At 37.6% G+C, this 25,930-nt stretch carries 23 protein-coding genes and 1 pseudogene; 21 read left to right on the forward strand and 3 right to left on the reverse strand.

The window, feature by feature from the left end:
- Nucleotides 1–113 precede the first annotated feature (113 nt).
- From JOC94_RS19750 to JOC94_RS23595, 8 genes are all read left to right on the forward strand, one after another.
- Nucleotides 114–1,205, forward strand: coding sequence for a hypothetical protein (locus JOC94_RS19750; protein ID WP_205180114.1), 1,092 nt, complete (start codon nucleotides 114–116; stop codon nucleotides 1,203–1,205).
- A gap of 408 nt (nucleotides 1,206–1,613) precedes the next feature.
- Nucleotides 1,614–2,705 carry a hypothetical protein gene (locus tag JOC94_RS19755; RefSeq protein WP_205180115.1) on the forward strand — a complete coding sequence of 364 codons (1,092 nt, stop codon included), beginning with the start codon at nucleotides 1,614–1,616 and terminating at the stop codon, nucleotides 2,703–2,705.
- A gap of 157 nt (nucleotides 2,706–2,862) precedes the next feature.
- On the forward strand, nucleotides 2,863–4,107 hold the full coding sequence (locus tag JOC94_RS19760) for a hypothetical protein (protein WP_205180116.1): 1,245 nt from the start codon (nucleotides 2,863–2,865) through the stop codon (nucleotides 4,105–4,107).
- Between the two features lie 94 nt (nucleotides 4,108–4,201).
- Entirely contained in the window at nucleotides 4,202–4,420 is a 219-nt protein-coding gene (locus JOC94_RS19765; RefSeq protein WP_139345630.1) for a hypothetical protein, read from the forward strand.
- A 463-nt stretch (nucleotides 4,421–4,883) separates the two neighbouring features.
- A complete protein-coding gene (locus JOC94_RS19770; RefSeq protein WP_205180117.1) occupies nucleotides 4,884–5,462 on the forward strand; it encodes an anthranilate synthase component II in 579 nt (192 codons plus the stop codon).
- Nucleotides 5,463–6,929, forward strand: coding sequence for an aminodeoxychorismate synthase component I (pabB, locus tag JOC94_RS19775; RefSeq protein WP_077111591.1), 1,467 nt, complete (start codon nucleotides 5,463–5,465; stop codon nucleotides 6,927–6,929).
- 119 nt (nucleotides 6,930–7,048) lie between these two features.
- Nucleotides 7,049–7,378, forward strand: a complete 330-nt coding sequence (locus JOC94_RS19780; protein ID WP_077111592.1) for a hypothetical protein — start codon at nucleotides 7,049–7,051, stop codon at nucleotides 7,376–7,378.
- Nucleotides 7,379–8,095: 717 nt separating this feature from the next.
- Nucleotides 8,096–8,194: an IS3 family transposase gene (locus tag JOC94_RS23595; RefSeq protein WP_408021939.1), complete on the forward strand. Its 99-nt coding sequence runs from the start codon at nucleotides 8,096–8,098 to the stop codon at nucleotides 8,192–8,194.
- 159 nt (nucleotides 8,195–8,353) lie between these two features.
- Here JOC94_RS23595 and JOC94_RS23265 read toward each other — a convergent pair whose 3' ends face one another.
- Nucleotides 8,354–8,476, reverse strand: a complete 123-nt coding sequence (locus tag JOC94_RS23265; RefSeq protein WP_268921012.1) for a hypothetical protein — start codon at nucleotides 8,474–8,476, stop codon at nucleotides 8,354–8,356.
- Between the two features lie 658 nt (nucleotides 8,477–9,134).
- On the opposite strand from JOC94_RS23265, the gene JOC94_RS19790 reads away from it, so the two are divergent.
- Complete coding sequence (locus JOC94_RS19790) at nucleotides 9,135–9,791, forward strand: Crp/Fnr family transcriptional regulator (protein WP_077111608.1); 657 nt, start codon at nucleotides 9,135–9,137, stop codon at nucleotides 9,789–9,791.
- A 346-nt stretch (nucleotides 9,792–10,137) separates the two neighbouring features.
- On the opposite strand, the gene JOC94_RS19795 is transcribed toward JOC94_RS19790, so the two are convergent.
- The gene (locus JOC94_RS19795) at nucleotides 10,138–11,640 is read right to left on the reverse strand and encodes a nitrate/nitrite transporter (protein WP_077111609.1); all 1,503 of its coding nucleotides are present in this window, start codon (nucleotides 11,638–11,640) and stop codon (nucleotides 10,138–10,140) included.
- A gap of 135 nt (nucleotides 11,641–11,775) precedes the next feature.
- Here JOC94_RS19795 and JOC94_RS19800 point away from each other — a divergent pair, with 135 nt between their 5' ends.
- The 5 genes from JOC94_RS19800 (at nucleotide 11,776) to JOC94_RS19820 (ending at nucleotide 19,473) form a co-directional block, all read left to right on the forward strand.
- On the forward strand, nucleotides 11,776–15,459 hold the full coding sequence (locus JOC94_RS19800) for a nitrate reductase subunit alpha (protein WP_077111594.1): 3,684 nt from the start codon (nucleotides 11,776–11,778) through the stop codon (nucleotides 15,457–15,459).
- Nucleotides 15,449–16,921 (forward strand): nitrate reductase subunit beta, encoded by a 1,473-nt coding sequence (narH, locus tag JOC94_RS19805; protein WP_077111595.1) that lies wholly within the window; start codon nucleotides 15,449–15,451, stop codon nucleotides 16,919–16,921. The genes JOC94_RS19800 and narH overlap by 11 nt, the downstream gene beginning before the upstream one ends.
- 243 nt (nucleotides 16,922–17,164) lie before the next feature.
- A complete protein-coding gene (narJ, locus tag JOC94_RS19810) occupies nucleotides 17,165–17,725 on the forward strand; it encodes a nitrate reductase molybdenum cofactor assembly chaperone (RefSeq protein WP_077111596.1) in 561 nt (186 codons plus the stop codon).
- A 6-nt stretch (nucleotides 17,726–17,731) separates the two neighbouring features.
- Nucleotides 17,732–18,439 (forward strand): respiratory nitrate reductase subunit gamma, encoded by a 708-nt coding sequence (gene narI / locus JOC94_RS19815; RefSeq protein ID WP_077111597.1) that lies wholly within the window; start codon nucleotides 17,732–17,734, stop codon nucleotides 18,437–18,439.
- Between the two features lie 500 nt (nucleotides 18,440–18,939).
- Nucleotides 18,940–19,473 carry a DUF4269 domain-containing protein gene (locus tag JOC94_RS19820; protein ID WP_077111598.1) on the forward strand — a complete coding sequence of 178 codons (534 nt, stop codon included), beginning with the start codon at nucleotides 18,940–18,942 and terminating at the stop codon, nucleotides 19,471–19,473.
- Nucleotides 19,474–20,051: 578 nt separating this feature from the next.
- On the opposite strand, the pseudogene JOC94_RS19825 reads toward JOC94_RS19820, so the two are convergent.
- Nucleotides 20,052–20,280: pseudogene (locus tag JOC94_RS19825) on the reverse strand (DUF3923 family protein).
- Nucleotides 20,281–21,087: 807 nt separating this feature from the next.
- On the opposite strand from JOC94_RS19825, the gene JOC94_RS19830 reads away from it, so the two are divergent.
- The 7 genes from JOC94_RS19830 (at nucleotide 21,088) to JOC94_RS23030 (ending at nucleotide 25,161) form a co-directional block, all read left to right on the forward strand.
- Entirely contained in the window at nucleotides 21,088–21,522 is a 435-nt protein-coding gene (locus JOC94_RS19830) for a helix-turn-helix transcriptional regulator (RefSeq protein ID WP_077111599.1), read from the forward strand.
- Nucleotides 21,519–22,247, forward strand: a complete 729-nt coding sequence (locus JOC94_RS19835; protein WP_077111600.1) for an ABC transporter ATP-binding protein — start codon at nucleotides 21,519–21,521, stop codon at nucleotides 22,245–22,247. Before JOC94_RS19830 ends, JOC94_RS19835 begins: the two co-directional genes overlap by 4 nt.
- Nucleotides 22,244–22,975 (forward strand): ABC transporter permease, encoded by a 732-nt coding sequence (locus tag JOC94_RS19840; protein ID WP_077111601.1) that lies wholly within the window; start codon nucleotides 22,244–22,246, stop codon nucleotides 22,973–22,975. The genes JOC94_RS19835 and JOC94_RS19840 overlap by 4 nt, the downstream gene beginning before the upstream one ends.
- A 326-nt stretch (nucleotides 22,976–23,301) precedes the next feature.
- Nucleotides 23,302–23,802, forward strand: coding sequence for an ABC transporter ATP-binding protein (locus JOC94_RS19845; protein WP_205180118.1), 501 nt, complete (start codon nucleotides 23,302–23,304; stop codon nucleotides 23,800–23,802).
- A gap of 183 nt (nucleotides 23,803–23,985) precedes the next feature.
- Nucleotides 23,986–24,144, forward strand: coding sequence for a hypothetical protein (locus JOC94_RS19850; RefSeq protein ID WP_171973891.1), 159 nt, complete (start codon nucleotides 23,986–23,988; stop codon nucleotides 24,142–24,144).
- Nucleotides 24,145–24,180: 36 nt separating this feature from the next.
- Nucleotides 24,181–24,885, forward strand: a complete 705-nt coding sequence (locus JOC94_RS19855) for a hypothetical protein (RefSeq protein WP_077111604.1) — start codon at nucleotides 24,181–24,183, stop codon at nucleotides 24,883–24,885.
- An 18-nt stretch (nucleotides 24,886–24,903) separates the two neighbouring features.
- Nucleotides 24,904–25,161, forward strand: coding sequence for a transposase (locus tag JOC94_RS23030; protein ID WP_408021938.1), 258 nt, complete (start codon nucleotides 24,904–24,906; stop codon nucleotides 25,159–25,161).
- The last annotated feature ends 769 nt before the right edge of the window (nucleotides 25,162–25,930 follow it).

Raw genomic sequence — 25,930 nt, forward strand, 5'->3', positions numbered from 1 at the left:
GATGTGAGGAGAAGGAAAGTTACCGATCAATTTTAATCAATTATCCCTTAGGTGGGGTGTTTGTTTATCTTTATAGCATTCCCAATACCTTTGCGGAATTGAGGTGAAAAATTGTGATAAATGTTAATCCTTCTCCTGATACAAACAGTGAAAAAAGAAATTTCTTCCTTGCTTATAACGGGTATTGCTTTCTTTTTGGGTTGTTGGTTCATCTCTATAGTATTCCCAATATCTTTTTTGTGTATATAAATGATACATCGCGTTTATTCGCCATTTTACTGTGGGGGAGTCATTTGGTTGTGAGTGTCATTCCTGCATATGTGTACGATCGTTTTCAAGAACAGACTCGATTGGGAACTTATTCGATTGTATTCACTGGGTGCTTATGGTCAATGGTGGCGATTAATTTATATGGAATACAGGCGCTGGTGGATCAACCATTTTACCAAGAGCTTTATATTAATCTTCTATGGATTCAATTGTTGTTTATTTTATTTTCATGGATCAAGTGGATCCCGGTTCGTACACGAGAAAGGATAGCTCGTATCGTAACCATTATCCTTGGTGCTTTTTTTATGTTTCATTTATTGGGGATTTTTGCTTCCACCAAAGGTATGGGTATTTATGCATTTTTGTTCGGTAAAGAGGTAGCGGTAGCTCTCACATGGCCAGGCATTGCCCTTTTTTTCTCTGGATTTTGGACACGTTTGATTATGGGGGCGGGCATAGATTTAGACATTACGCCAGAAGAGCGGGCCAGAAGGATGGCAGAAGAGAAAGCACGCGAAGAGGCGTCAATACGAAAAGTATCGGAAGAAATGCTGTCAAGTGGACGTTACTTAGAGTATGGAGAGTTGGATTATTACATTACAGAGGGAATAAGCAACTATCGGGAAAAGGGATCGAAGACGTTTGAATATGTAGAGTTTTTATATGTAGAGAATGGTGTTCGTTATTTTAATCGCTTGAATTGGACTCCGCCAAAAGAAATGATTTTGTACAAAGAGAACGGGCAATGGTACTGTCAGACAACAGGGCAAGAACGTGAACGAGTGTTGTTGCCAGAGCATTTAGAAGAGGAAAAGGACGAACTTGAAATCGATAAACGTGAGTATTTGGAACAAGCAATTGAATACAGACGTATAGTCCCCTACTTTGTAGAGATTCCGAGTGACATTGATGAGTCCGAGATTGACAGGGAATGAATAAACTTTTCAAAGCTGGCTTCTAAAATATGAAACATCCAAAAGGGAATTATATTGTTCGACGTTAGGGATATATGCCTAGCAATCTTCCAAAAGAAATAGCGGGATTAAGGAATCTGCCTAATGTAGGAGTTGGAGGTCTGTTGAACAGAGCTTCAGGTCCAACGGTGATTTATAAAAATGGACAGCGGTTTGTAAATTACGTCAGGCGTGGAGATGGTATTAGAGGGAATTTTATAAACTTAGTGATTTTGGAAGTGAGGTCAAAGAAGGAGCGAATAATTTACTATGAAGCGGTGCCAAAGCTCTTGGAAGCCTGTTTGGTTAATGTAGGTGATGGGGGGATCTCCACTTGCCTATATTTACTATTTTTTAAATTGTGTTGAAATCGAGGATTGAGGTGTGGCTGTGAGAAACATCGATTCTTTTTATGATAGATGTGAGGAGAAGGAAAGTTACCGGTCAATTTTAATCAATTATCTCTTGGGTGGGGTGTTTGTTTATCTCTATAGTATTCCCAATATCTTTTTTGTGTATATAAATGGTACATCGCGTTTGTTTGCGGTTTTACTCTGTTTAAGTTATTTTGTGATGAGCGCAGTTGCTGCATATATTGTTTACCGCTTTCCAAGTTATGAGCGACTCGAGACAAACCTGCTTTTTTTCATGGTTTGCTTATGGTCAATGGTGGCGATTAATTTATATGGAATACAGGCGCTGGTGGATCAACCATTTTACCAAGAGCTTTATATTAATCTTCTATGGATTCAATTGTTGTTTATTTTATTTTCATGGATCAAGTGGATCCCGGTTCGTACACGAGAAAGGATAGCTCGTATCGTAACCATTATCCTTGGCGCTTTTTTTATGTTTCATTTGTTGGGGATTTTTGCTTCCACTAAAGGTATGGGTATTTATGTATTTTTGTTCGGTAAAGAGGTAGCGGTAGCTCTTATATGGCCAGGCATTGCCCTTTTTTTCTCTGGATTTTGGACACGTTTGATTATGGGGGCGGGCATAGACTTAGACATTACGCCAGAAGAGCGGGCCAGAAGGATGGCAGAAGAGAAAGCACGCGAAGAGGCGCAGAAAAGAAAACCATCGGAAGAAATGCTGTCAAGTGGACGTTACTTGGAATATGGAGAGTTGGACTATTATATTACAGAGGGAATAAGCAACTATCGGGAAAAGGGATCGAAGACGTTTGAATATGTAGAGTTTTTATATGTAGAGAATGGTGTTCGTTATTTTAATCGCTTGGATTGGACTCCGACAAAAGAAATGATTTTGTACAAAGAGAACGGGCAATGGTACTGTCAGACAACAGGACAAGAACGTGAACGAGTGCTGTTGCCAGAGCATTTAGAAGAGGAAAAGGACGAATTTGAAATCGATAAACGTGAGTATTTGGAACAGGCGATTGAATACAGACGTATAGTCCCGTACTTTGTAGAGATTCCGAGTGATATTGATGAGTCCAAGATTGACAGGGATGAATAAAATATATTTTTGAAAAAGTTGTCAACTGTTGCAGAGAATATTTGGGTCCGATAAAAAACGGCTTTAGGAGAGCCTGTACGGCAAGTTGGAGAGAAAATTGGAGTAGCAGCTAAAAAAGGTTGGAAGGCTGCAGGGGATACAGGAAAAGCTGCTTGGAATGCCGCAAGTGATTTTGGAAATGAGGTCAAAGAAGGAGCGAAGAATTTACTATCAAGCGGCGCCAAAGCTCTTGGAAGCCTGTTTGGTTAATGTAGGTGATGGGGAATATTCCTTTCCTCATAATTTTTGTGGAATTGAGGTGCAAATGATGGTAAATGTTAACCCTTCTACTCATACATACGAAAAAAAGGAAAGCTTTCTCTTTATTTATAGTGGGTATCATTTTTTTTTCGGGTTGTTGGTTCATCTCTATAGTATTCCCAATATCTTCTTTGTGTATATAAATGATGCATCGCGTCTATTCGCCATTTTGCTGTGGGGAAGTTATTTGATTGTGAGTGTCATTTCTGCATATGTCGATTATCGCTTTCTAGATAATAATCGACTGTCAACTTATTCGTTTGTATTCACTGCAGGCTTATGGTCAATGGTGGCGATTAATTTATATGGAATACAGGCGCTGGTGGATCAACCATTTTACCAGGAGCTTTATATTAATCTTCTATGGATTCAATTGTTGTTTATTTTATTTTCATGGATCAAGTGGATCCCGGTTCGTACACGAGAAAGGATAGCTCGTATCGTAACCATTATCCTTGGCGCTTTTTTTATGTTTCATTTGTTGGGGATTTTTGCTTCCACTAAAGGTATGGGTATTTATGTATTTTTGTTCGGTAAAGAGGTAGCGGTAGCTCTCACATGGCCAGGCATTGCCCTTTTTTTCTCTGGATTTTGGACACGTTTGATTATGGGGGCGGGCATAGACTTAGACATTACGCCAGAAGAGCGGGCCAGAAGGATAGCAGAAGAGAAAGCACGCGAAGAGGCGTCAATACGAAAAGTATCGGAGGAAATGCTGTCAAGTGGACGTTACTTGGAGTATGGAGAGTTGGATTATTACATTACAGAGGGAATAAGCAACTATCGGGAAAAGGGATCGAAGACGTTTGAATATGTAGAGTTTTTATATGTAGAGAATGGTGTCCGTTATTTTAATCGCTTGAATTGGACTCCGCCAAAAGAAATGATTTTGTACAAAGAGAACGGGCAATGGTACTGTCAGACAACAGGGCAAGAACGTGAACGAGTGTTGTTGCCAGAGCATTTAGAAGAGGAAAAGGACGAATTTGAAATCGATAAACGTGAATATTTGGAACAAGCAATTGAATACAGACGTATAGTCCCCTACTTTGTAGAGATTCCGAGTGACATTGATGAGTCCGAGATTGACAGGGGTGGATAAAATTGTATTTTTATATTTTTGCAAAAGCTGTTAGCTGTTGTAGAGAATGTTTTAGTCCGATAAAAAATGGCTTTAGGAGAGCCTGTACGGCAAGTTGGAGAGAAAATTGGAGTTGCAGCTAAAAAAGGTTGGAAGGGTGCAGGGGATACAGGAAAAGCTGCTTGGAATGCCGCAAGTGATTTTGGAAATGAGGTCAAAGAAGGAGCGAAGAATTTACTATCAAGCGGCGCCAAAGCTCTTGGAAGCCTGTTTGGTTAATGTAGGCGATAGGGGGATATCCACTTTGAAATCGTGGATTGAGGTGTGGCTGTGAGAAACATCGAATCTTTTCCTGATCAAAGTGAGGAGAAGGAAAGTTACCGATCAATTTTAATCAATTATCTCTTGGGTGGGCTGTTTGTTCATCTTTACAGTATTCCAAATATCTTTTTTGTATACATAAACGATACTAGGCGCTTGTTTGCAATTGTTCTTTACGTGAGTTATCTCATTTTGTATTGGTTTCGTATCTGATATAATTAATTTCAGCCATTGCCAACATCTCCTATATACCTCTCGTGAACGTAATGCCCGAACAACAGGAGTGTATGTATTTTTTCGGATGTTGGCAAGTGGCTTTTTTATACATAAATTAGCTGCCGTTTCCTACATTTCTATCGAGCCATAAACAAGAAAACCTTGTTCATATAATATTTTTTAGTTATCCATTAGAACCTAGTTATAAGAATGAAACGTGTGAGGTAGAAGGCAAGGTATCAAAGGATGAAAGATAATAAATGAAAACATTAATAATAGACAATTATGATTCCTTTACCAATAATATTGCGCAATATGTTTATAAAGTAACGAAGGTCTCTCCTGTAGTAATATATAACGATTATCCTTTCCATAAAATTAATTTTTCAGAGTTTAAAAATATTATTTTGTCTCCCGGACCAGGAACTCCAGAAAAAGATAAAGATTTTGGTATATGTAAAAGGATCATTAACGAAGTGAATATTCCTATTTTAGGCATCTGCTTGGGTCACCAAGGTATTAATTATTGTTTAGGTGGAGAGGTCGGAAAGGCTCCTAAACCAGTACACGGTTATAGGGAGCTTATTCTCAATAGTGGCGAAAATATATTTAAAGGCTTACCAAATAGTTTTTTCGCAGTTAGATACCATTCTTTGATCTGTACTAAACTCGCTCCTTCACTTAAAGTAACTGCTTACACTCAAGATGGTTTGATAATGGGAATTTCACACAAAGAGTTGCCTATTTATGGCGTGCAATTTCACCCTGAGTCATTTGATTCAGAGTTTGGGGTTGAATTAATTAGAAATTTTATAGAAATTTCTATGGGAGGCAATTAAATGTACGAGATTTTGCTTAAAGAAAAGTTAGAGTGTGTAGGATGTCCAATGAGTGTGACTCCAAAGAATGTTGAAAAAGATATAGACTTCTCTACTATTGAAGTATATGAGAGTTTGTTTTATGGTTCAAAAGATAGTTTTTGGTTAGATGGAGAGTTATCAAGTGAGTTCGGCAGTAGGTTTTCGGTTATGGGAAATTGTGATCGAGATTCTGCCATTTCCTTCATTTATTATGTGGAAGATTCAAGGTTGGATATAACTGGCCCTAAAGGACAAGAGTCAATTTATGGAGATTTTTACGAAATGATGGATTGTATATTTTCTTTAATAGACAATGAAAACTCCAAAGATGTTCTTCACCCGTTTAAAGGAGGGGTCGTTGGCTATTTAGGATATGAATTAAAAGCCCTTAGAGGGGTACCAAATAAACATACATCAGATATGCCGGATGCTGTTCTTTATTTACCTAAAAATATCTTAGTGTTTGATCATAAAGATCAGAAGAGTTATGTGTGTAACTTTTGGGGTGAAACTTTAAATGTAACAGAAAGTATGCTTAATAAGAGCGAAAAGGATATACAAAAAAGAACACCAGAACACTTAATACCCCCAACGGAAGATGAGATTGATTTAGAAATTTCACGTGATGATTATAAAGAAAAGATTAAATTATGTAAAAAATACATTGCTGAAGGTGAATCCTACGAAATATGTTTAACGAATCGCGCGTCTATGCCTTATAGCTTTGATCCATTATTGCTTTACAAAGAAATGAGATTTTTGAGCCCAGTGAGATATAGCGCTTTTTTCAATACTGAAGATTTTTCAATATTAAGCTCTTCTCCAGAAATGTTTATAAGTATTGATGAACGTGGAAAAATGGTATCTAAACCAATTAAGGGAACTAGAGCAAGAGGCATTACTGAAAAACAAGATAGTTTGGAGAAAGAAAGTTTAATGAACTCCTCAAAGGATAGAGCGGAGAATTTAATGATTGTCGACTTAGTCAGGCATGATTTTAATGAAGTTTGCTATCCTGATACAGTGAGAGTACCAGAAGCTTTTGTTGTAGAAACATATTCATCTGTACACCAGTTAGTTTCTACAGTCGTTGGAGAATTAAATTGGGAAAATGGCATTTTTAAATCTATAGGAAAATGCTTTCCGGGAGGCTCAATGACTGGAGCTCCGAAACTTCGAACCATGAGCATAATAGATGAACTTGAAGAGTCGCATAGAGGTGTATATTCAGGATCTATAGGTTGGGTTGGCTTTAACGGTTATACCGATTTAAGTATTGTCATTAGAACGATAGTCATTAAAGATCAAGTCGCAACTTTTGGAATAGGAGGGGCTATTGTAGAAGCATCAGATCTTGAAGATGAGTTTCGCGAAACATTAATTAAAGCTTGTGTTCCGTTTCAAAGTATAAGGAGAGTTCAAAATTTGATTAAAAAGTCGGTTTAGATCAGGATTACTAATGAAGTTTGGAATCATCAAAACGTTTCCACTATCTATAGTCATATAGGTATTCGTATAATGATGCTCTATGTGGGAGTAACCTTACTAGAAGATGGATAGAGGGTGTGCATAGTTTTGGTGTATATTTTCCAGCTAAATCAAAAGAAAAAGAGACAAGAACTAAGGGTTTTCACTATACGAATCCTGGGGGAGAAGCATTTTTTAAAGAAGTTGAAAGCGATGTTAATGTAAGGCTATCAAAGGAAACAATGTTAAAAGAATGTAGTTTGTTTTTTCATAAAACTTTTAGCGATATAAAAAGCTGTAAGAAGGCCATTCATAGTAGATTGACTAAAATAAACAAGATTCAGCAGGAATTGGTCACATTAATTCACCAAACAGACCCTTACATAAAAAAAACACAAGACCATCTATTTAGACAGGATTCAACGTGAAAGCGATCAAGATAATAGTTTAGAAGGCTATTTCCTAAATCATTTTGAATAGCCAATTTTGTGTGGCCATTCAAAGTTCACTTTCTAGTTCATGGTTAAGCAATGATCATCCATATTTAGGGGATATGTTTCAAACGCTTAAATCAGATTGGAAGTCTCTACAAAAGCTTTGCCTCCTTGGAGGATGCACGAAGTGGCCGGAGCAAGCTTTTTGCTTTAAAATCTATCTGCACGATGGATTGAAAATTATTACACCTACACAATGCCATAGTGAACATACAAAGGTGTATTGGCTAACCGAGAAGTTACGAGTGCGCCAAAAGGAAGCATCCAGAACAATAGGTGACGACACAAGGGATTGGTAGCCTCATGAACAGTAGTATTGCTTCTAATATGTAAAGAACTGGCAATCAGTTTCATTTCAGTGAATTGACAGTTTTTTTCAAAACAAGATACCATTTGATGTTTTTGTACTTATAAGGTACTAAGCACCCGTCGAAGGTAATTTATATTGTTACTAATCTATTTATGATCCTCTATTAAGTGTTTCGGTTTACTTAATTTTTGCATTTTGGAAAGAGAGTCGTAAAACTGGTTATATAATGATAATAGCCGCGGTCTACATACTAAGAGTTTAAATCATAGGAGGATAGGGGCTTGAAAAAATCTGTCTTTTATAGAAATCCTTTCTTCGAAACCATCCCCTAAATTATTAAAATACTTAAAAGCGAAAAGTATTATTTACATAAGTATGAGACATTTGAGGAGCTATCTAAAGCGGTGGATGAGTATATATATTTTTATAATCATGATTAAACGTACTCATCCGTATAGAATATAGAATTAAAGCCGCTTACATCATTTTTATTATTTCACTGTCTACTTGACAGGGGGCAGTCAAAAGACTAGTGGGTGATTTGTATTCTTTTATGGTTTACTGTGTTAATCTCTATGTAATAGATAGGAATGCCTCAGTTAAGTTGAAATCAGCAAAGCTTTAAAGGAAGCATTGGGCGTTACAGCAATATCTTCTGTTCCTTCTTTATGAAATAACTTTTCAATCATATAGGTAAATCGTTGCGCAATAATGGCTCTCACTAGTCAAACGAATCTTCCTGACGCCAAGTGGCACCAAAATTTTCACCATTCTTTCTATCTCTTCAAAATAAAGAAGCTCCTCTCTTAGCATAAATTTAAAATCTGTACCAAAAATCTCTTTAGGCAGCACTATGGATATCTACATTTACAGCGGGCAGTTACAGAAATCCTTAAATCGTGCAAGGGACGGCCTAATGGTCCGTTAGAACTTTCATTAAATACCTCCTCCCCATTCTACCAAACAGGATTTTCTCCAAATTTCATAAATTGTTCTTAAGGAGGTTGTTCCCGAGGTGCATTAAAATGGATATAGACACAAAATTATTGATACACCCAACAATGAATGAATATCATTGCATGTTACAATTGATATAGATGATTAACTTAACACCTAATCATTTGTACGCAAGATGCCGGAAAGATTCCTACTTTTGCGGGATCTGGGTAATACAATAGAGCCTAAATGAAAGAACACAACATTTTCTTTCAAACGTTTTTAAGTGATATTTTTACGGTACTAGCAATCCGCAGAAAAAATAAACCCCTTGCAATAGGAAAACTGCTTTTCAACAGAAAGAGAAAGGAGTATTCCATGGATAATGAATTCATAAATAAGTTACCAAAAGTAACAGAGAAAGAGCCCTCAGCCTTAGCCATCATGTTAAATGAAATAGGTACAGTAAAACCAATTCATGAAGGAAGCCATTTGTTTCATGAAGGTGATGACGCAAATGAAATATATCTAATTAAATCTGGTCAAATTCAAATTTCCAAACTGACTGCTGATGGTAAAGAGTTGTTGCTAAGGGTATGTAATAGTGGCGATATAGTTGGTGAGCTTATTTTATTCAGTGATAACGCCACTTACTTTTTAAGTGCTGAAATTATTTACTCCGGTGAAGTCATCATGCTAAATAAAGAGAGAATAGAAAAAGAATTACTCTCTAATCCGTCTTTAGCTCTTGAATTCATGAAATGGGAAGCTGACCATATGCGCAAATTCCAAACGAAGATTAGAGATTTGCTTTTAAACGGCAAAAAAGGCGCGCTGTACTCCACCCTAATTCGGTTATCAAACAGTTATGGCGTCATTCATCCGAAAGGAATTCTTATTAATATGGCATTCACCAATAGAGAATTAGCCCGCTTTTGCGCAGCAACAAGAGAAAGTATTAACCGGATGCTTAGTCAGTTAAAAAAATGGGATGTTATTTCAATTGAAAAAGATGGAAGAATATTAATTAAAAACTCCAAGTTTCTTAGGGATGAAATAGGTTGTGAGTACTGTTCTATTGATATTTGCAATATTAATTAAGCGATAACGGGCTTTTCTTTTTTTGTTTTGCAATGATTCACCAAAAAACCCCGTTATCGCTAGTATTTTTACACAAAATTTTAAAATGATTTCTTGACATCTGCATATAGTTATTTCGATCAGCTAGTTAAAACTTTTTCCTAACTACAAAGGTGCCGTGGCTACCTAATGGAATTAGCAACAAAAATTCCACTAAGGAATAACGGTACCTCAACCTCACTATCGCATTTGTTCCTATCAGCTAGGTTGTTGAACGCAGAAGTGTAAGACGCAATGCAACAACATCATCGTTTTGCATTCCTATTCTAATGCCTGTAAAAGCCAACTTCCGCTACGAACTTCCACTTTATTTATGATTCATTGATAGATCGTTAAACATACCTACATAGTATTGCACCGATCCAGAATCATTTTTAATACAAGTGATATGTAACCATTCTTTATAAATTTCGTCATTCTTTCGTTTATTCCATATTTCTCCTTGCCAAAATCCCTGGTTATTTATGTCATCCCACATTTTTTCATAATAAGCCTTATCCTGCTTTCCAGAATGTAAAATACTAGGCTTGTTCCCGATCACATCATCTTTCGAATAGCCGGTGATGTTACTAAATGCCGTATTTACATATTCAATCTCACCATGTTTATTTGTTACCATTATACCTTCTACAGTACCTTCTAAAATTTTTCTTTCTATATTTTTTTGATCTTTATAATACATAAAGATAACAATAATCAAGCTTATGAAAGCAAATTGGGAAAGTGCCATGAATCCAATTGCATAGTGACCAGTTATATTAAATACGATAGATAATATAAGTGGTGGAAAGAATCCTCCCAATCCTCCCATTGCGGCCACAACACCGTTTACAATCCCAGCTTGTTTGGAAAAATAAAGTGGTACAAGTTTGAAGACTGTTCCGTTTCCTATACCAACACTAACGGCAACAGAGAGGGAACCGATCGTATACCACTCTATATTTGGAGAAAATGATAATAGAATCCCTGATAACCCTACACCAACAAATACAAATATGAGAATAATGTAAGCATTACATTTATCTGCTAACCATCCACCTATTGGTCTAAGTGCTGTAGCAACTGCAATAAAGATGGCTGTCCGTATACCGGCATCGACAGAAGTTAAATCGAAATTGGTTACTAGGAAGTTTGGTAGAAATACAGTAAACGCAACAAACGCTCCAAAAGTTATAAAATAAAATAAGCAAAGGAACCACAACGTTGAATTGTTGTATACTTTTTTAATTTGTTCTGACATAGAGGTGTTTATTTTAGCCTCTTTCTTATCGCCAAACACGAGATTCAATACTAGAAAGGCTAAAATAAGTATGAGATAAAGCTGAACGGTTTTTTGCCATCCTAAGTGTTGTGCAACAATAGGTGCTAAGAAAGTAGATACGGCAGTGCCGATATTACCAATCCCATATATGCCATTAATGAGTCCATGTTTTTCTTTTGGATAATATTTTGGCAATGAAGTTACTCCAATGGAAAAAGTAGCCCCGCCTACTCCAATGAAAAATCCTCCTAATACTAAATCCAAAAACGAATCAGCCCTGCTTATATAAAATACTGGCGGTAACAATATGAGAAAGCTGATGATGTTTATCATTCTGGCACCAAATCTATTTGTGAAAAAACCTACAGGAACACGAAGAACGGAACCTAAAATAACCGGGATAGCTGTAACCAATGACACTTGTCCAGCTGTTAATGCAATGTCTTCTTTAATGCTTGGCATCAAGGAAGATATTAATACCCAAATCATAAAGCCGGCAATAAGACTAGATGTTTGCAGGGAAACCTGAATACTTGGCTTTTTTGTCATCATCTCTTCATCCCTCTCGTACTAAGTTATGTTCATCATATAAATAATTAAAAAATGGGGGTGTGATCCAGATCACACCTTTCTTTTTAGGCTGGTGTTTAAATGGGGTTAAAGCAACTTTTTGGAGGGATTTCGATGAAGAAGAAACGCTCACCGCTATGGCGCCGTTTAAATTATGTGAAGCCAATAGAAAATTATTCAAATCAACATAGTCAATTACAAGCAGGAAATAGAGAATGGGAAAATGTGTATCGAAGAAGGTGGCAACATGATAAAGTGGTTCGCTCTACTCATGGAGTGAATTGTACTGGATCATGCAGCTGGAATATTTATGTTAAGGATGGAATCGTCACTTGGGAAGGGCAGCATTTAGATTATCCGACAACAGGACCGGATATGCCTGAATTTGAACCAAGAGGTTGCCCGAGAGGGGCCAGTTTTTCGTGGTATTTATATAGTCCACTTAGAGTTAAATATCCATATGTCAGGAAAAAATTATTAGAATTATGGCGAGAAGCTTTAACAGAGCATGAGCATCCTTTAGAAGCTTGGAAAAGTATTGTGGAAAATAAAGAAAAAGCAAGGAGATATAAAACTGCAAGAGGAAAAGGTGGATTAGTACGAGTAGAGTGGGAGGAAATAACGCAACTCGTTGCAGCCTCTGTTCTGTATACAGTGATTAAATATGGCCCTGATCGCAATATTGGTTTTTCACCAATTCCTGCGATGTCAATGATTAGTCATGCTGCCGGCAGCCGGTTTATGTCTTTGATTGGCGGACCGATGCTAAGCTTTTATGACTGGTATGCAGATTTGCCGCCAGCTTCACCGCAAATTTGGGGGGATCAAACGGATGTGCCAGAAAGCTCGGATTGGTTTAATGCGGGATATATTATTACTTGGGGGTCAAACGTGCCTTTAACCCGTACTCCTGATGCGCATTTTTTAGCTGAGGCGCGATATAAAGGAACAAAAGTAGTATCAGTTAGTCCGGATTACGCGGAATCGACGAAATTTTCGGATGATTGGTTGTCAGTGAAACAAGGAACAGACGGTGCTGTTGCAATGGCAATGGGGCATGTGATTTTAAATGAATTTTATGACAAGCAAAAGACGCCTTATTTTGAATCATACGCTAAGGAATATACCGACTTCCCTTTTATCGTTCGATTAAAAAAAGGTAAACAAAACTATGTAGCTGACCGATTTTTGCAGGCTAAAGATCTTAGCATAGATTGTGAACATAGTGAATGGAAACCAGCAATGTGTAATGAAAAAACGGGAGAACTTGCGATCCCACAAGGTACGATTGGTTCTAGGTGGGATGAAGAAGGAAAGTGGAATCTGTTATTAATTGATGAAAAAACAGGAGAAGAAATAGAACCTGTTCTCAGTTTTCTAGGGCAAGAAGACAAAGTAGTAGAAGTTGATTTGCCTTACTTTGACAATGAAGAGCATAAATTAATGCAACGAGCAGTGCCAGCAAAAGAAATAATTATAAATGGAAAGAAAGAGTATGTCACCACTGTTTATGATTTGATGCTGGCAAATTATGGCATAAATCGAGGAATAGGTGGTAATGTTGCCAAGTCTTATGATGAAGAGGCTCCCTTTACACCTGCATGGCAAGAAAAAATTACTGGTATTGATCGAGAATCAGTCATTAAAATCGCGCGCGAATTTGCTCAAAATGCGATTGATACAAAAGGACGATCGATGATCATTATGGGCGCCGGGATAAATCACTGGTTCAATTCTGACACCATTTATCGCGCGGTGGTAAACCTTGTCATGATGGTAGGAGCCCAAGGTGTCAACGGAGGCGGCTGGGCGCACTATGTAGGACAAGAGAAATTACGCCCTGTTGAAGGATGGACACAAATAGCAACTGCCAAAGATTGGGGAGGTCCGCCAAAGTTGCAAAATGGAACTTCTTTCTTTTACTTTGCCACCTCTCAGTGGAGATTTGAGGAAACGGCAGTCAGTCAGCTCACCGGAGCTAATGTGGAGAAAGCAAGATACGATCATCATGGAGATTATAATGTCTTAGCCGCAAGGCTGGGATGGCTTCCATCATATCCTACGTTTAATCAGAATGGGATCGATTTATATCAGGAAGCCGTTGAAAACGGAAGTGAGACAATAGAGGAAATAAGAGAATATGTAGCTGAACAACTAAAACAAAAGAAACTTACATTTGCGATTGAAGACCCTGATGACCCAAAGAATTTTCCGAGAAATTTATTTGTATGGAGAGCAAATTTAATTTCCAGTTCGGGAAAGGGACATGAATACTTTCTGAAATATTTGTTAGGCACCTCACACGGGTTGTTAAATACGGATGAGGGCACGGTGCGTCCAGAAGAGATTAACTGGCGAGAAGAAGCTCCCGAAGGTAAATTGGATTTGTTAATTAATTTGGACTTTCGAATGGCTGGTACAGCGTTATATTCCGATGTAATTTTGCCGGCAGCTACTTGGTATGAAAAATATGATTTATCCAGCACGGATATGCATCCTTTTGTGCATCCCTTTAACCCTGCTATCGCTTCACCGTGGGAGTCGAAATCGGATTGGGATATTTTCAAAGCATTGGCGAAAGCCGTTTCGGATTTGGCAAAAACAATAAATATGGAACCAATGAAAGAAATTGTAGCGACTCCATTAAACCATGACACAACCGAAGAAATAGCCCAACCATTTGGAGAAATTAAGGACTGGTCTAAAGGAGAATGTGAACCGATTCCTGGTAAAACAATGCCACAAATTCATGTGGTAGAAAGAGATTATAAGGAAATCTATACGAAGATGACAGCCCTTGGTCCGAATATTGCCAGCAAGCCCTATGGCGGAAAAGGGATTAACTGGAAGATGGAAAAAGAGTATGAACAAATTAAACGGAAAATAGGAACGATAAAGGATGGGAGTATAGCAAACGGGTGTCCGGATATTACAAATGCGAAAGATGCTTGTGAAGCAATTCTCATGCTTTCTTCTACGACAAATGGAAAGGTTGCAGTGAAAGCTTGGGAAGCATTAGAGAAACAAACAAACCTTCAGCTTAAGGATTTGGCGGCTGATAGAGCAGAAGAATTATTTACATTTGACCAAATTACAGCACAGCCAAAGACTGTAATCACTTCTCCGGCATTTACTGGTTCAGAAAAAGGCGGCAGAAGATATTCGCCATTTACGACGAATATAGAAAGAAAAATACCGTTTCGAACGTTAACTGGGCGACAATCATTCTTTTTGGATCATGAACTGATGAAGGAATTTGGAGAACAGATGGCGGTGTATAAACCGATCTTGAATCATCAACCATTTCGGACAAAGCGTCCAGAAATAGAAGGGAAAGAGATTGTACTGAACTATTTGACACCTCACAATAAATGGTCTATTCATAGCATGTTTTTTGATTCGCAACCAATGTTGACGCTATTTAGAGGAGGTCCAACGATTTGGTTAAATAAAGATGATGCGCAAGAAATAGATGTGCAAGACAATGATTGGATTGAATGTTTTAACCAAAATGGCGTTGTTGTAGCGCGAGCAGTTGTTTCTCACCGTATTCCACAAACTATGGCGTTTATGCACCATGCACAAGATCGTCATATCCACACTCCTGGTACCAAATTAACAGATAACCGTGGTGGAACACACAATAGCCCTACGCGTATTCATGTAAAACCAACTCATATGATTGGTGGATATGCGCAGCTTAGTTACGGATTTAATTACTACGGACCAACTGGAAATCAGCGAGATTTAAATGTCGTGATTAGAAAGTTGAAGGAGGTAGATTGGCTTGAAAATTAAAGCACAAACAGGGATGGTAATGAATCTCGACAAATGTATTGGTTGCCATACTTGTAGTGTTACATGTAAAAACACGTGGACAAATCGCCCTGGAGCAGAATATATGTATTTTAATAATGTCGAAACGAAGCCTGGTATTGGGTACCCAAAGCATTGGGAAGATCAAGAAAAATATAAAGGCGGCTGGAAGTTAAAGGATGGAAAATTGACATTGCAATCTGGGTCAAAAGCAAAGCGGCTTGTCGATTTGTTTTACAACCCATATCAGCCTGAATTAGATGATTATTATGAGCCCTGGAATTATGATTATGAAACATTAACGAATGCACCAGAAAAACAACATCAGCCAGTAGCCAGAGCAAAATCAGCACTTACTGGAGAGTACATGGACTTGATATGGGGGCCAAACTGGGAAGATGATCTAGCTGGTAGCCATGTCACTGGGTTAAGTGACCCAAACGTTGTACAAATGGAAGAAGGGATTAAGACAGAGTTTGAAGACGTATTTATGATGTATTTACCGCGGATTTGTGAACATTGCATGAATCCGGCATGCGTTTCTGCTTGCCCATCTGGTGCCATGTACAAGCGTGAAGAGGATGGAATTGTACTTGTTGACCAAAATGCATGTCGAGCTTGGAGACATTGTGTCACCTCTTGTCCGTATAAAAAAGTATATTTTAATTGGAAAACACATAAAGCGGAAAAATGCAACCTATGCTTTCCAAGATTAGAAAATGGCCAACCTACCATTTGTTCCGAAACTTGTGTAGGAAGAATTCGTTATATCGGGGTCATGCTGTACGATGCGGATAAAGTGCTTGAGGCGGCTTCTATAGAAAATGAAAAAAAACTATATGAAGCACAAAAAACTATCTTTTTGGATCCCCACGATCCTGAAGTGATTGCTGAAGCAAAAAAAGAGGGCATTCCCATGGATTGGATAGAAGCTGCCCAAAAATCTCCCTTATACAAGATGGTTATAGATTGGGAGATTGCGTTACCTTTACATCCAGAGTATCGAACATTGCCAATGGTATGGTACATTCCTCCGCTTAGTCCAATCATGAATACGATTGAAGGAAAGGAAAGCGGAGTGGCTACAGATGATATCTTTCCTGCAATTGATCATATGCGTATCCCAATTGAATATTTAGCGAATTTATTAACCGCCGGAGATACGGATGTAATTCGCAAAGTGTTGAAAAAGATGGCAGTGATGCGAAGTTATATGCGGGCGGAAGTAACTGGTAAAGCATTTCATCTTGATTTGATTACAGAACTCGGGCTAAAAAAAGAAGATATCCAAGAGATGTATCGGTTATTGGCCATTGCCAAATACAATGATCGTTTTGTTATTCCGATGAGTCACAAAGAAGAAATAGCTGATCTTTATAGTGAACAGGGGATGTGTGGCTTAGACTTTGAAGGCGGCCCAGGAAGTTGTGGCGTATTTTCGTGATCGTGTTTTTAAATAGCGGAGATGTTGAATATAAGGTCCATGTAAACTTCAGAATGATTTTTTTCCAAAGCGTCTAATTAGCACCCAAATGTCTGATTTGTTCAGATGTCTTTATGACACACCAAAGAGGTACACAATCAGTAGGAGATAAAAGAACAGCCTACTGATTGTAGATTCATCTAATAGATGAGGCGCTGTATCCTATTATAAATATCATTTGAAACCATGAAAGGACGGCTTTTTATGAATCCAGCGTTGAATTATCAACTGATATCTTTTCTTTTGCAGTACCCTGATCGTCGTTGGGAAGAGGGGTTGCCCGACGTAAAGCTTGAAATAGAGCAGATTACTTATGAACCGCTGAAAGAAAAACTAGTCAAGTTTGTAGAAGCAGTCAATAACAGTAGTTCTACAGATTGGCTCGATAGATACATTGAAACATTTGACTTTGGCAGAGCAACGAATTTGTATGTTACGTATTTAAAACAAGGGGAAAAACGGGAAAGAGGTATGGAGCTACTGCAATTAAAAAAAATCTATCAACAAGCTGGCTTTACCGTTACTGATAAAGAACTTCCTGACTATTTACCTGCCATGCTGGAGTTTTGCGCACAAGTTCCTACTAAACAAAGTAATGAGTTACTTGCAAATTATGGAGGAGCGATTTGGTTACTACGTGAAAAGCTACATTCTATGAATAATGATTATGGATTGTTATTAGATGCGCTTTTTATCCAAATGGACGTAAATGGAGTCAATATAGACGAATGCAAACAATCAAATGCGCTTATTGAAAAGAGGTAGATGAACATGTTAAATCTATTATTATGGGGAATTTTCCCATATATTGTTTTAACTATATTTATTGGTGGACATATTTACCGCTATCAAAAAGATCAGCTTGGCTGGACATCAAAATCCAGTGAGTTCTTAGAAAAAAAGCGCTTGCGAGTAGGGTCTTTACTATTTCATTTCGGCATTTTTATTGTATTAGGTGGACATTTTTTAGGCATCATAGTTCCAGTTGAGTTTTATAATTCCCTTGGTATAACGGAAAAAATGTATCATATAGTTGCTATTAGTTTTGGATTACCAGCTGGATTCGTTGCTCTATTGGGAGCTTTTCTTTTACTGTATCGAAGAATGAGTGTCAAACGAATTAAAGCAACAACTTCATGGAGCGATTGGGTTAGTTTACTGTTTGTATTATTGGCAATTACGACGGGGATGCTGGCTACGAGCTTCAATATCGATTCACAAGGATTTGATTATCGAACGACTATTTCTCCATGGCTTCGAGGTATACTCACTTTTCACGTACAACCGGAATTGATGGTGACAGTTCCAATTTGGTTTAAGATTCATATATATGCTACTTTTAGCTTATTTGTTGTCTGGCCGTTTACAAGGCTTGTGCACGCATTTAGTTTCCCCATTCGCTATTTAAATAGAAGCTATGTTATCTATAAAAAGAGAGTGGCTACAAAAAGAGTGGACCCGTTGAATGTGAAGGATTAGCTTTCATTATTAAGAACCTACTTACAGCATTTTAATGTTTGCATAATAGTTTCCTTTCCAATACGCTGGCTGGCGAAATTAAATTCATTTGTCATCACGGAATGCAACGCATCAAAAGCAGGGTATCGCTCGGCGCTGCGGTAATACAAATAACGACCCATACATCGGATTCTCTCATGGAAATGCGGGTATGGTTCTGCACTAGCGCTTTATAAATATTGGCCTTGCAGGTAAAGCATTTTTGACTTTAGGTTAAAAATGCTTTTCTTTTTTGTCTCTTATAATACGATTGTTTATAAGGGTGAGAATGTTTATGGTTGGGTTTTCCCATTTTTTCTTAATTCGAACATAGATGTTTTTCATCTATACCTTAACCATATTAACTTATACAAAACAAATCGAAATAAAAATATACTCCGAAAGCTCTCATTGTTCATTTTGAAATTTATTTTTTGATTTGTTATGATCCTTTGAGAGAAGTATAAAATGGAGGGATAGGATTGGATTTTACAGATATTAATTACCTTAAAGTAGGAAGTGCGAAACAAAAACAAGCATACTACCATTTGCGTGAATTAAATATATTTGAAGAGTTAAAAATATTCAATCCAGTTCTTTGTGGAACCGTTCCGCTCGATATCAGCCTTCCAGATTCAGACCTTGATATCATTATGGAAGTAAAGGATTTCAAAGTTTATAAAAATATGTTAAAAGAAAAGTATAGTTTTTATGATTCTTTTCACATAAAAGTAAAAGTAATAAAAAATAATAAAGTTGTTAAATCCAGTTTTTTTTATAAAGGGGTGGAAATCGAACTTTTTGGACAATCAATTCCAGTGCAAGAGCAAAACGCTTATTTGCACATGGTTATAGAATATTTTCTAATAAAAAATGTGAATGGTCTTAAAGAAAAGGTAATTAAGTTAAAAAAGCAGGGTTATAAAACAGAACCTGCCTTTGCCTATTTATTGAAATTAAGTGGCGATCCTTATGAAAGCTTAATAGAGTATGGTAGAAACCAGGGGATCATTTGAAAGCAATCTATCCAAGGTATACATGTCAACGATGATATGTACATTTATCAAACAACTATCTAATAAGTTAATGTTATAGATACTAGGCAAAAAAGAGGCCGGGACACAACTAAATCAGCTGATGAAAAAACGAACAATAAAGTGAAACTTCATTCAGTAGGGCTCCTACTGAATGTTAGTTGAACCAATCGGGCATTTAGGTGCCGTTTTCTCCCACTTAGATCTTTTGTATTCACTCAAGATTTTGAAGTGGGAGTCTTACGGCACCTTACATGCGGGATAAATTGTCCTAGTGTATAATACGCACGCTTTTAGCGTAGTCAAAATATGTAGACTCCTGCGGGAATAGCTCGAGCTGAAGATCCCGCAGGAAAGCGGTCTTTGCTTTCCGAGGAAGCTGAAGCCGTGCCCGCGGAAAGCGAAATATTTTGACGTAGTGATGATAGGGATTTTTAAACACAAATAAACCGAACAACTATAAATGAATTGTTCGGTTTTTGCTATTTCGTATTTGCTCATGTCCCAGATTCTTTAATGTTTCAAGAAGTTTTCTTTTATTCCACAATCGCACCAACTGCTTAATTATTCCTGCCCATTTTCAAATTAATAATTAGCCATACAATCTGAATAATTACTGGAATTATAAACGCAATTAACAATACTATAAAAGCGACTAATTTAAGTTCAGGTGTTTGGGATAGCACCAGCGCCATCAACTTCTCTTAACCAAACAACAGCTGTACCTACTGCAAAAAGAACAATCCAAAATAAGTTAACAATCCACCAAAAAATCCATCGTTTTTTCAAACTACCTTTTTCCAAACAATCTGCCTCCGTTTGTTGAATACTTATTCTTTCCATATTAACATTTTGTCTAAGAATTGATTGATTGTAGGTAATAGTGGCGATTCAATGACCATTTCATGATTCAATAAGTTGTTTATATACAATAGATTTTCTAAAAGTGTTGATTGTACTAGTTTTTAATCGCTATGTTTTTAACGCTTTTCCATGGTAAGATAGGCTTCATATTGGTAGTAATTCAGAATGAAATTAAATGATTGAAGAGAATATAACAGATATAAATGTGAACTAGAAATAAATAGAATACTTCATATTGTATTCAACTAACATCTATCACTTTTGGTTCTTAACTGGTTGAATTATTATGATTTTTTCAATAACCTTCCACGTTTTTATCCATTTATATTTTTACTAATTATTGCTATAAATGGATTAGATATGCTTGCAATTTAGAAGTGTATTTCTCAAGACCTTCATTTTTTCAACGTTTACAGGCCATCTCATTTATGATGAGGTAGTCTGTTTTTTATGGGGGAAAAATTAGCGAATGCCATTTCTGACTGAACAGTATTGTGTTTAGAAAATATGATGATACTCGTATCAAATACCCTTAAAGAAGTTTGTTTTGTATTTTACATATTCTTCATTCGGCTTCAAATGTAAATAACATATCCATTACTCCTTTTACCTAATTCCATGTTGCTTTTAATAAGTTGTTTGTAGGCAACAAATTCGAACATAGATGTTACTCTTTGTTGATAGACGGTCACGGTCATGTAAAGCATACTGGTGATGGGAGGTGTGAAATGTATGATACATATGAATTTGAAACGGCTGCGACTGCAGCATCATTATACACAGGAGGAAGTAGCAGAAAAGCTGGGCGTCACCCGCCAAGTAGTTGCTAAATGGGAAAGGGGAGATTCCACACCTGATATCCATTTCTGTATCAAACTAGCAGAACTGTATGATGTTACGATTGATAATTTAGTGAACTATAACGAGCGAGAGTCTGGTATATCGATTCCGCCGAAGGGGAAGCATTTTTTTGGTGTGGCAACGGTTGGAGAGCGCGGGCAAATTGTTATTCCTAAAAAGGCGCGGGAGATGTTTCATATAGAAGCGGGAGAAACACTAGTTATTGTTGGTGATGAAGAACGAGGTCTTGCGATTGTCCCACAAAGTTATATGCAAGGATTTTTTCCACCGAATGTACTCCTTCGCAAAAAGGAGGAAGACGAATGACCGCAATTGAAACAAATCATGTAACGAAAACATATGGCGACAAAAAGGTTGTTAATGATGTTTCTTTTACTATTCAAAAAGGAGAAGTATTTTCGATACTCGGTGTCAATGGAGCCGGGAAATCAACCCTTATTAAAATGCTATCTTGTTTAGTGAAGCTAACAAGTGGTAAAGCGTTTATTTTTGGGTACGATGTCATGAAAGAAGCGGCTCAAGTGAAAAAACTCATCGCTGTTTCTCCGCAAGAAACAGCGATTGCGCCGAATTTAACCGTATATGAAAATTTAGAACTAATGGCGGGCGCACATGGTTTTTCAAAAAAAGATCGTGAGAGAAAGCTGAAAGAAGTAATGGGTACTTTTTTGCTTATCCCTTTTGAAAAGCAACGAAGTAAAACCTTATCGGGAGGATGGAAGCGCCGTTTAAGTATTGCGATGGCATTGATCAGTGAGCCAGATATTTTATTTTTAGATGAACCGACACTAGGGCTTGATATTTTAGCAAGACGTGAACTTTGGAAAGTGATTAAAGGGTTAAAAGGAAGGGTTACGATTATTCTAACGACGCATTATTTGGAGGAAGCGGAAAGTCTGTCAGATCGTATCTGTATTTTAAAACGAGGCGAAGTGAAAGCACTTGGGACAGCAAAAGAATTAATCGCACAAACATCTGCGCAGTCTTTTGAGGATGCGTTTATTGATTTAGTGGGTGAGGGGTCGATATGAAAATGATGCAGTTTGGTTCGCGCACAACGAAAGAAATCATTCGTGATCCCATATCGTTGTTCTTTGGTGTAGCGTTTCCGGTTATTATATTATTATTACTAAATCTCATTAACCAAAATATCCCGAATAACTTATTTGATATTAGCAGTTTAACGCCCGGCATGGCGGTCTTTGGTTTATCCTTTATGACCCTGTTTTCGGCTCAAATCATCTCCAAGGATCGGGAAAGTGATTTTTTAACCCGTTTATTTACGACTCCCATGACAGCATATGATTTTATACTCGGCTATACGTTGCCCTTAATTCCGATGGCATTGGTACAGACAATGCTTTGTTATGGCCTGGCAATCATATTGGGGATGGAGTTTACGTGGAATGTTTTACTAGCGATTATCACTATCTTGCCAGTAGCCATTTTATTTATAGGTATAGGACTTTTATGTGGAACCATTTTCAACGAAAAAGCAGTAGCGGGAATTTGCGGGGCGCTATTGACAAACGTAACGGCCTGGCTGTCGGGGACATGGTTTAGTTTAGAATTAGTTGGCGGCCGGTTGGAAAAAATCGCTTATGCTTTACCATTTGTGCATGCTGTTGAGATGGGAAAAGCGATGATTCGGGGAGATTATGCCAACCTCTTTCCACATTTATGGTGGATAGCAGGTTATGGCGTGGGAATTACAATATTAGCAGTATATATATTTCAAAAGAAGATGAAAGGCCGTTAATACTTGCATTTTAAATATAGGCTAGTCAAGATGGATAGGTGTGTAGTACAAAATAAAAGTGAAAAGTGATGAAGCGTATTCATAAAGAAAGAAGCAATCAAAGTGGAGGTCGAAAGAAATACCGGCAGAACATCCAGTCCAGTATTTTTCGGAAAGAAATGGCATTGAGAGAAGGGGCGAAAGTGGGGCGTCTGCTCTTGGATCACCAGAAATGAATGGCGTGTGATATATTAGGAACGGAAAAGGCAGTGCCAACGTTTTATTCGGGATGTGGTATGTTCACACTAAAATGTCGTATTTGGGCGAACATAAAGGATGGTAAATCTATGAGAATACTTGTTGAGCTTGAGAAAGTGAACAAAAATTATAAAAGGAAACAAGTCTTGCGTGAAATCTCACTTTCCATTGAAGAAAATCAGATTATAGCGATACTTGGTGGCAATGGTACAGGAAAAAGCACGTTGCTGCGGCTAATAGCTGGTATTGAACAACCTAGTTCAGGGCGTATTATTTATTCTGACAAACATATCCGAATTGGTTATGTCCCTGAACGATTTCCTAAACATCTTCGTTTCACACCACGTGAGTATTTATATTATATGGGGAAAATAAGTGGCATTTCAAAGGAAAATCTTCAAGAACGAATCGAACATTACCTACAGCGATTTCAACTTGAAACATTAAATAACCAGCGTATTATGGAGCTATCGAAAGGGAATATTCAAAAGGTTGGTATTATACAAGCCATTTTAAATGATCCCGAATTAATCATATTGGACGAGCCTCTATCTGGTCTCGATTATCAAGCGCAGCAGGATTTAGTATAGACACTTGTAAAACTCCGGGATGAGGGAAGTTCAATTGTATTAAGTTACCATGAATCTAATATTTTTGAATCTATCATCAATCGTACGTATTATTTACATAATGGTCTTATCTCGAAAACAGATAGGAGTAAAGAATCTATTAAATTAATTGTTGTTGAACACATGGAGAACGCTCATGTTCATATGATGGAGTGGGATGGCGTATTGCGTATGGAGGAAAAAGGAAGTGAACGGTATCTGCATGTATCTGCCGAACATTGTGATGAAATCCTCTTAAAGATTCTTCATTCACAAGGAAGCATTAAAACGGTTTCCACATTAAATATATATGAAGAGGAATAAGTTAACTTATCTATCACACGAAGAGGAGAGATTGGATTGATAGATCTAATAAAATATACATTGCAGGACTTTTTTCGTTCCCAGAAATATTTTCCACCTATATCAACCTTCATCATTGTCATTTTTGTTTTTTATACATATACACCTAATCCAGTTGTTGATAGTTATGCCGTAACTGCGTTAGTCGTATATGTTATTTCTGCTTGGATTAGTGTTAGTATGCTCGCACTTGATCCCCCTATACAGAGACAACTGATGATTCTCCATATCGGAAGCAGTTATCGCTATTATCTAGCTAAAATCATTTCTATTTGGCTCATTTCTATCCTACTCGCGATATACGCTTTTGTATACCCGATCATTTTTAATATGTTTAATGAATCAGTGACATTTACACTCGGTTTCATGTCTATTCTCAATCATATTTTATTGGCAACATTGGGAATCATGCTTGCCAGTTTGTTTAGTAAGGGAGTCATGGAAAGCACAGTGAATTCTTATGGAGGGCTTGCACTAGCGCTCATTTTATCTATTGCGGCCATTGGAATTCAAAAGCTTTTACCCGCTCCATTGGAGAACATGGTTTGGCTCCTCCCTCCAGCATTAATGACACACGTATCATTGTTAGACTGGACAGGAGAATCTATTTCCCAACTGGAGTTCATTCCCTTTCTTTGGATATTCTTCTATTCACTCATACTGCTAGTTACTTTTCTATCATTATCAAAACAAAAAGCGTAAATTTGATTGGTGGAAAATGTGTTCGGTCACATCAAGTGCAATCGGTCGTTCCGCCGATTTTCCCTTCGGAGCCTTGAAAAGGTCCACTTGGAATTCGGGTTCGTGGCCCTTGCCCACAACTTCTTGAAAGTAGCGGGCATCCGCCGGCTACTTTCAGGAGGAAACCCTACAAATGCAAAATCAGTCGTAGAAAAATGGTTCGTTTTTCTACGACTGATTTATTTTGGGGCTGGGACACAACTAAATCAGCTGATGAAAAAACGAACAATAAAGTGAAACTTCATTCAGTAGGGCTCCTACTGAATGTTAGTTGAACCAATCGGGCATTTAGGTACCGTTACCTCCCACTTAGACCTTTTATATTCACTCCAGATTTTGAAGTGTGAGTCTTACGGCACCTTACATGCCGGATAAAGTGAAACTTCATTCAATAGGGCTCCTACTGAATGTTAGTTGAACCAATCGGGCATTTAGGTGCCGTTATCTCCCACTTAGACCTTTTATATTCATTCCAGATTTTGAAGTGGGGGTCTTACGGCACCTTACATGCCGGATAAAGTGAAACTTCATTCAATAGGGCTCCTACCGAATGTTAGTTGAACCAATCGGGCATTTAGGTGCCGTTATCTCCCACTTAGACCTTTTATATTCATTCCAGATTTTGAAGTGGGGGTCTTACGGCACCTTACATGCCGGATATATTGTCCCAGTGTATCATACGCAAGCTTTTAGCGTAGTCAAAATAGGTAGACTCCTGCGGGAATAGCTCGAGCTGAAGATCCCGCAGGAAGGCGACCTTTGCTTTCCGAGGAAGCTGAAGCCGTGCCCGCGGAAAGCGAGGTATTTTGACGTAGCGATGATAGGGATTTTTTAAACACAAATAAACCGAACAACTATAAATGAATTGTTCGGTTTTTGCTATTTCGTATTTGCTTATGTTCCAGCCTCATTTCCTACGATTAGTCAAGTATCTTTATAATACTTTTCAATTTACTTTGTATGGAATATCTGGGCATAAGAAATAAACCTCAAGTATTTTATTTTT

Source organism: Siminovitchia thermophila (genome assembly GCF_016909185.1).
Classification (GTDB): domain Bacteria; phylum Bacillota; class Bacilli; order Bacillales; family Bacillaceae_C; genus Siminovitchia; species Siminovitchia thermophila.

What these genes read in the sequence shown, in the direction of transcription:
- JOC94_RS19760 (WP_205180116.1), top strand. Translation starts at nt 2,863, where the DNA reads ATGCCGCAAGTGATTTTGGAAATGAGGTCAAAGAAGGAGCGAAGAATT.
- JOC94_RS19770 (WP_205180117.1), top strand. Translation starts at nt 4,884, where the DNA reads ATGAAAACATTAATAATAGACAATTATGATTCCTTTACCAATAATATT.
- pabB (WP_077111591.1), top strand. Translation starts at nt 5,463, where the DNA reads ATGTACGAGATTTTGCTTAAAGAAAAGTTAGAGTGTGTAGGATGTCCA.
- JOC94_RS19790 (WP_077111608.1), top strand. Translation starts at nt 9,135, where the DNA reads ATGTTAAATGAAATAGGTACAGTAAAACCAATTCATGAAGGAAGCCAT.
- JOC94_RS19795 (WP_077111609.1), bottom strand. Translation starts at nt 11,640, where the DNA reads ATGACAAAAAAGCCAAGTATTCAGGTTTCCCTGCAAACATCTAGTCTT.
- JOC94_RS19800 (WP_077111594.1), top strand. Translation starts at nt 11,776, where the DNA reads ATGAAGAAGAAACGCTCACCGCTATGGCGCCGTTTAAATTATGTGAAG.
- narJ (WP_077111596.1), top strand. Translation starts at nt 17,165, where the DNA reads ATGAATCCAGCGTTGAATTATCAACTGATATCTTTTCTTTTGCAGTAC.
- narI (WP_077111597.1), top strand. Translation starts at nt 17,732, where the DNA reads ATGTTAAATCTATTATTATGGGGAATTTTCCCATATATTGTTTTAACT.
- JOC94_RS19830 (WP_077111599.1), top strand. Translation starts at nt 21,088, where the DNA reads ATGATACATATGAATTTGAAACGGCTGCGACTGCAGCATCATTATACA.
- JOC94_RS19835 (WP_077111600.1), top strand. Translation starts at nt 21,519, where the DNA reads ATGACCGCAATTGAAACAAATCATGTAACGAAAACATATGGCGACAAA.
- JOC94_RS19840 (WP_077111601.1), top strand. Translation starts at nt 22,244, where the DNA reads ATGAAAATGATGCAGTTTGGTTCGCGCACAACGAAAGAAATCATTCGT.
- JOC94_RS19845 (WP_205180118.1), top strand. Translation starts at nt 23,302, where the DNA reads ATGAGAATACTTGTTGAGCTTGAGAAAGTGAACAAAAATTATAAAAGG.
- JOC94_RS19850 (WP_171973891.1), top strand. Translation starts at nt 23,986, where the DNA reads ATGATGGAGTGGGATGGCGTATTGCGTATGGAGGAAAAAGGAAGTGAA.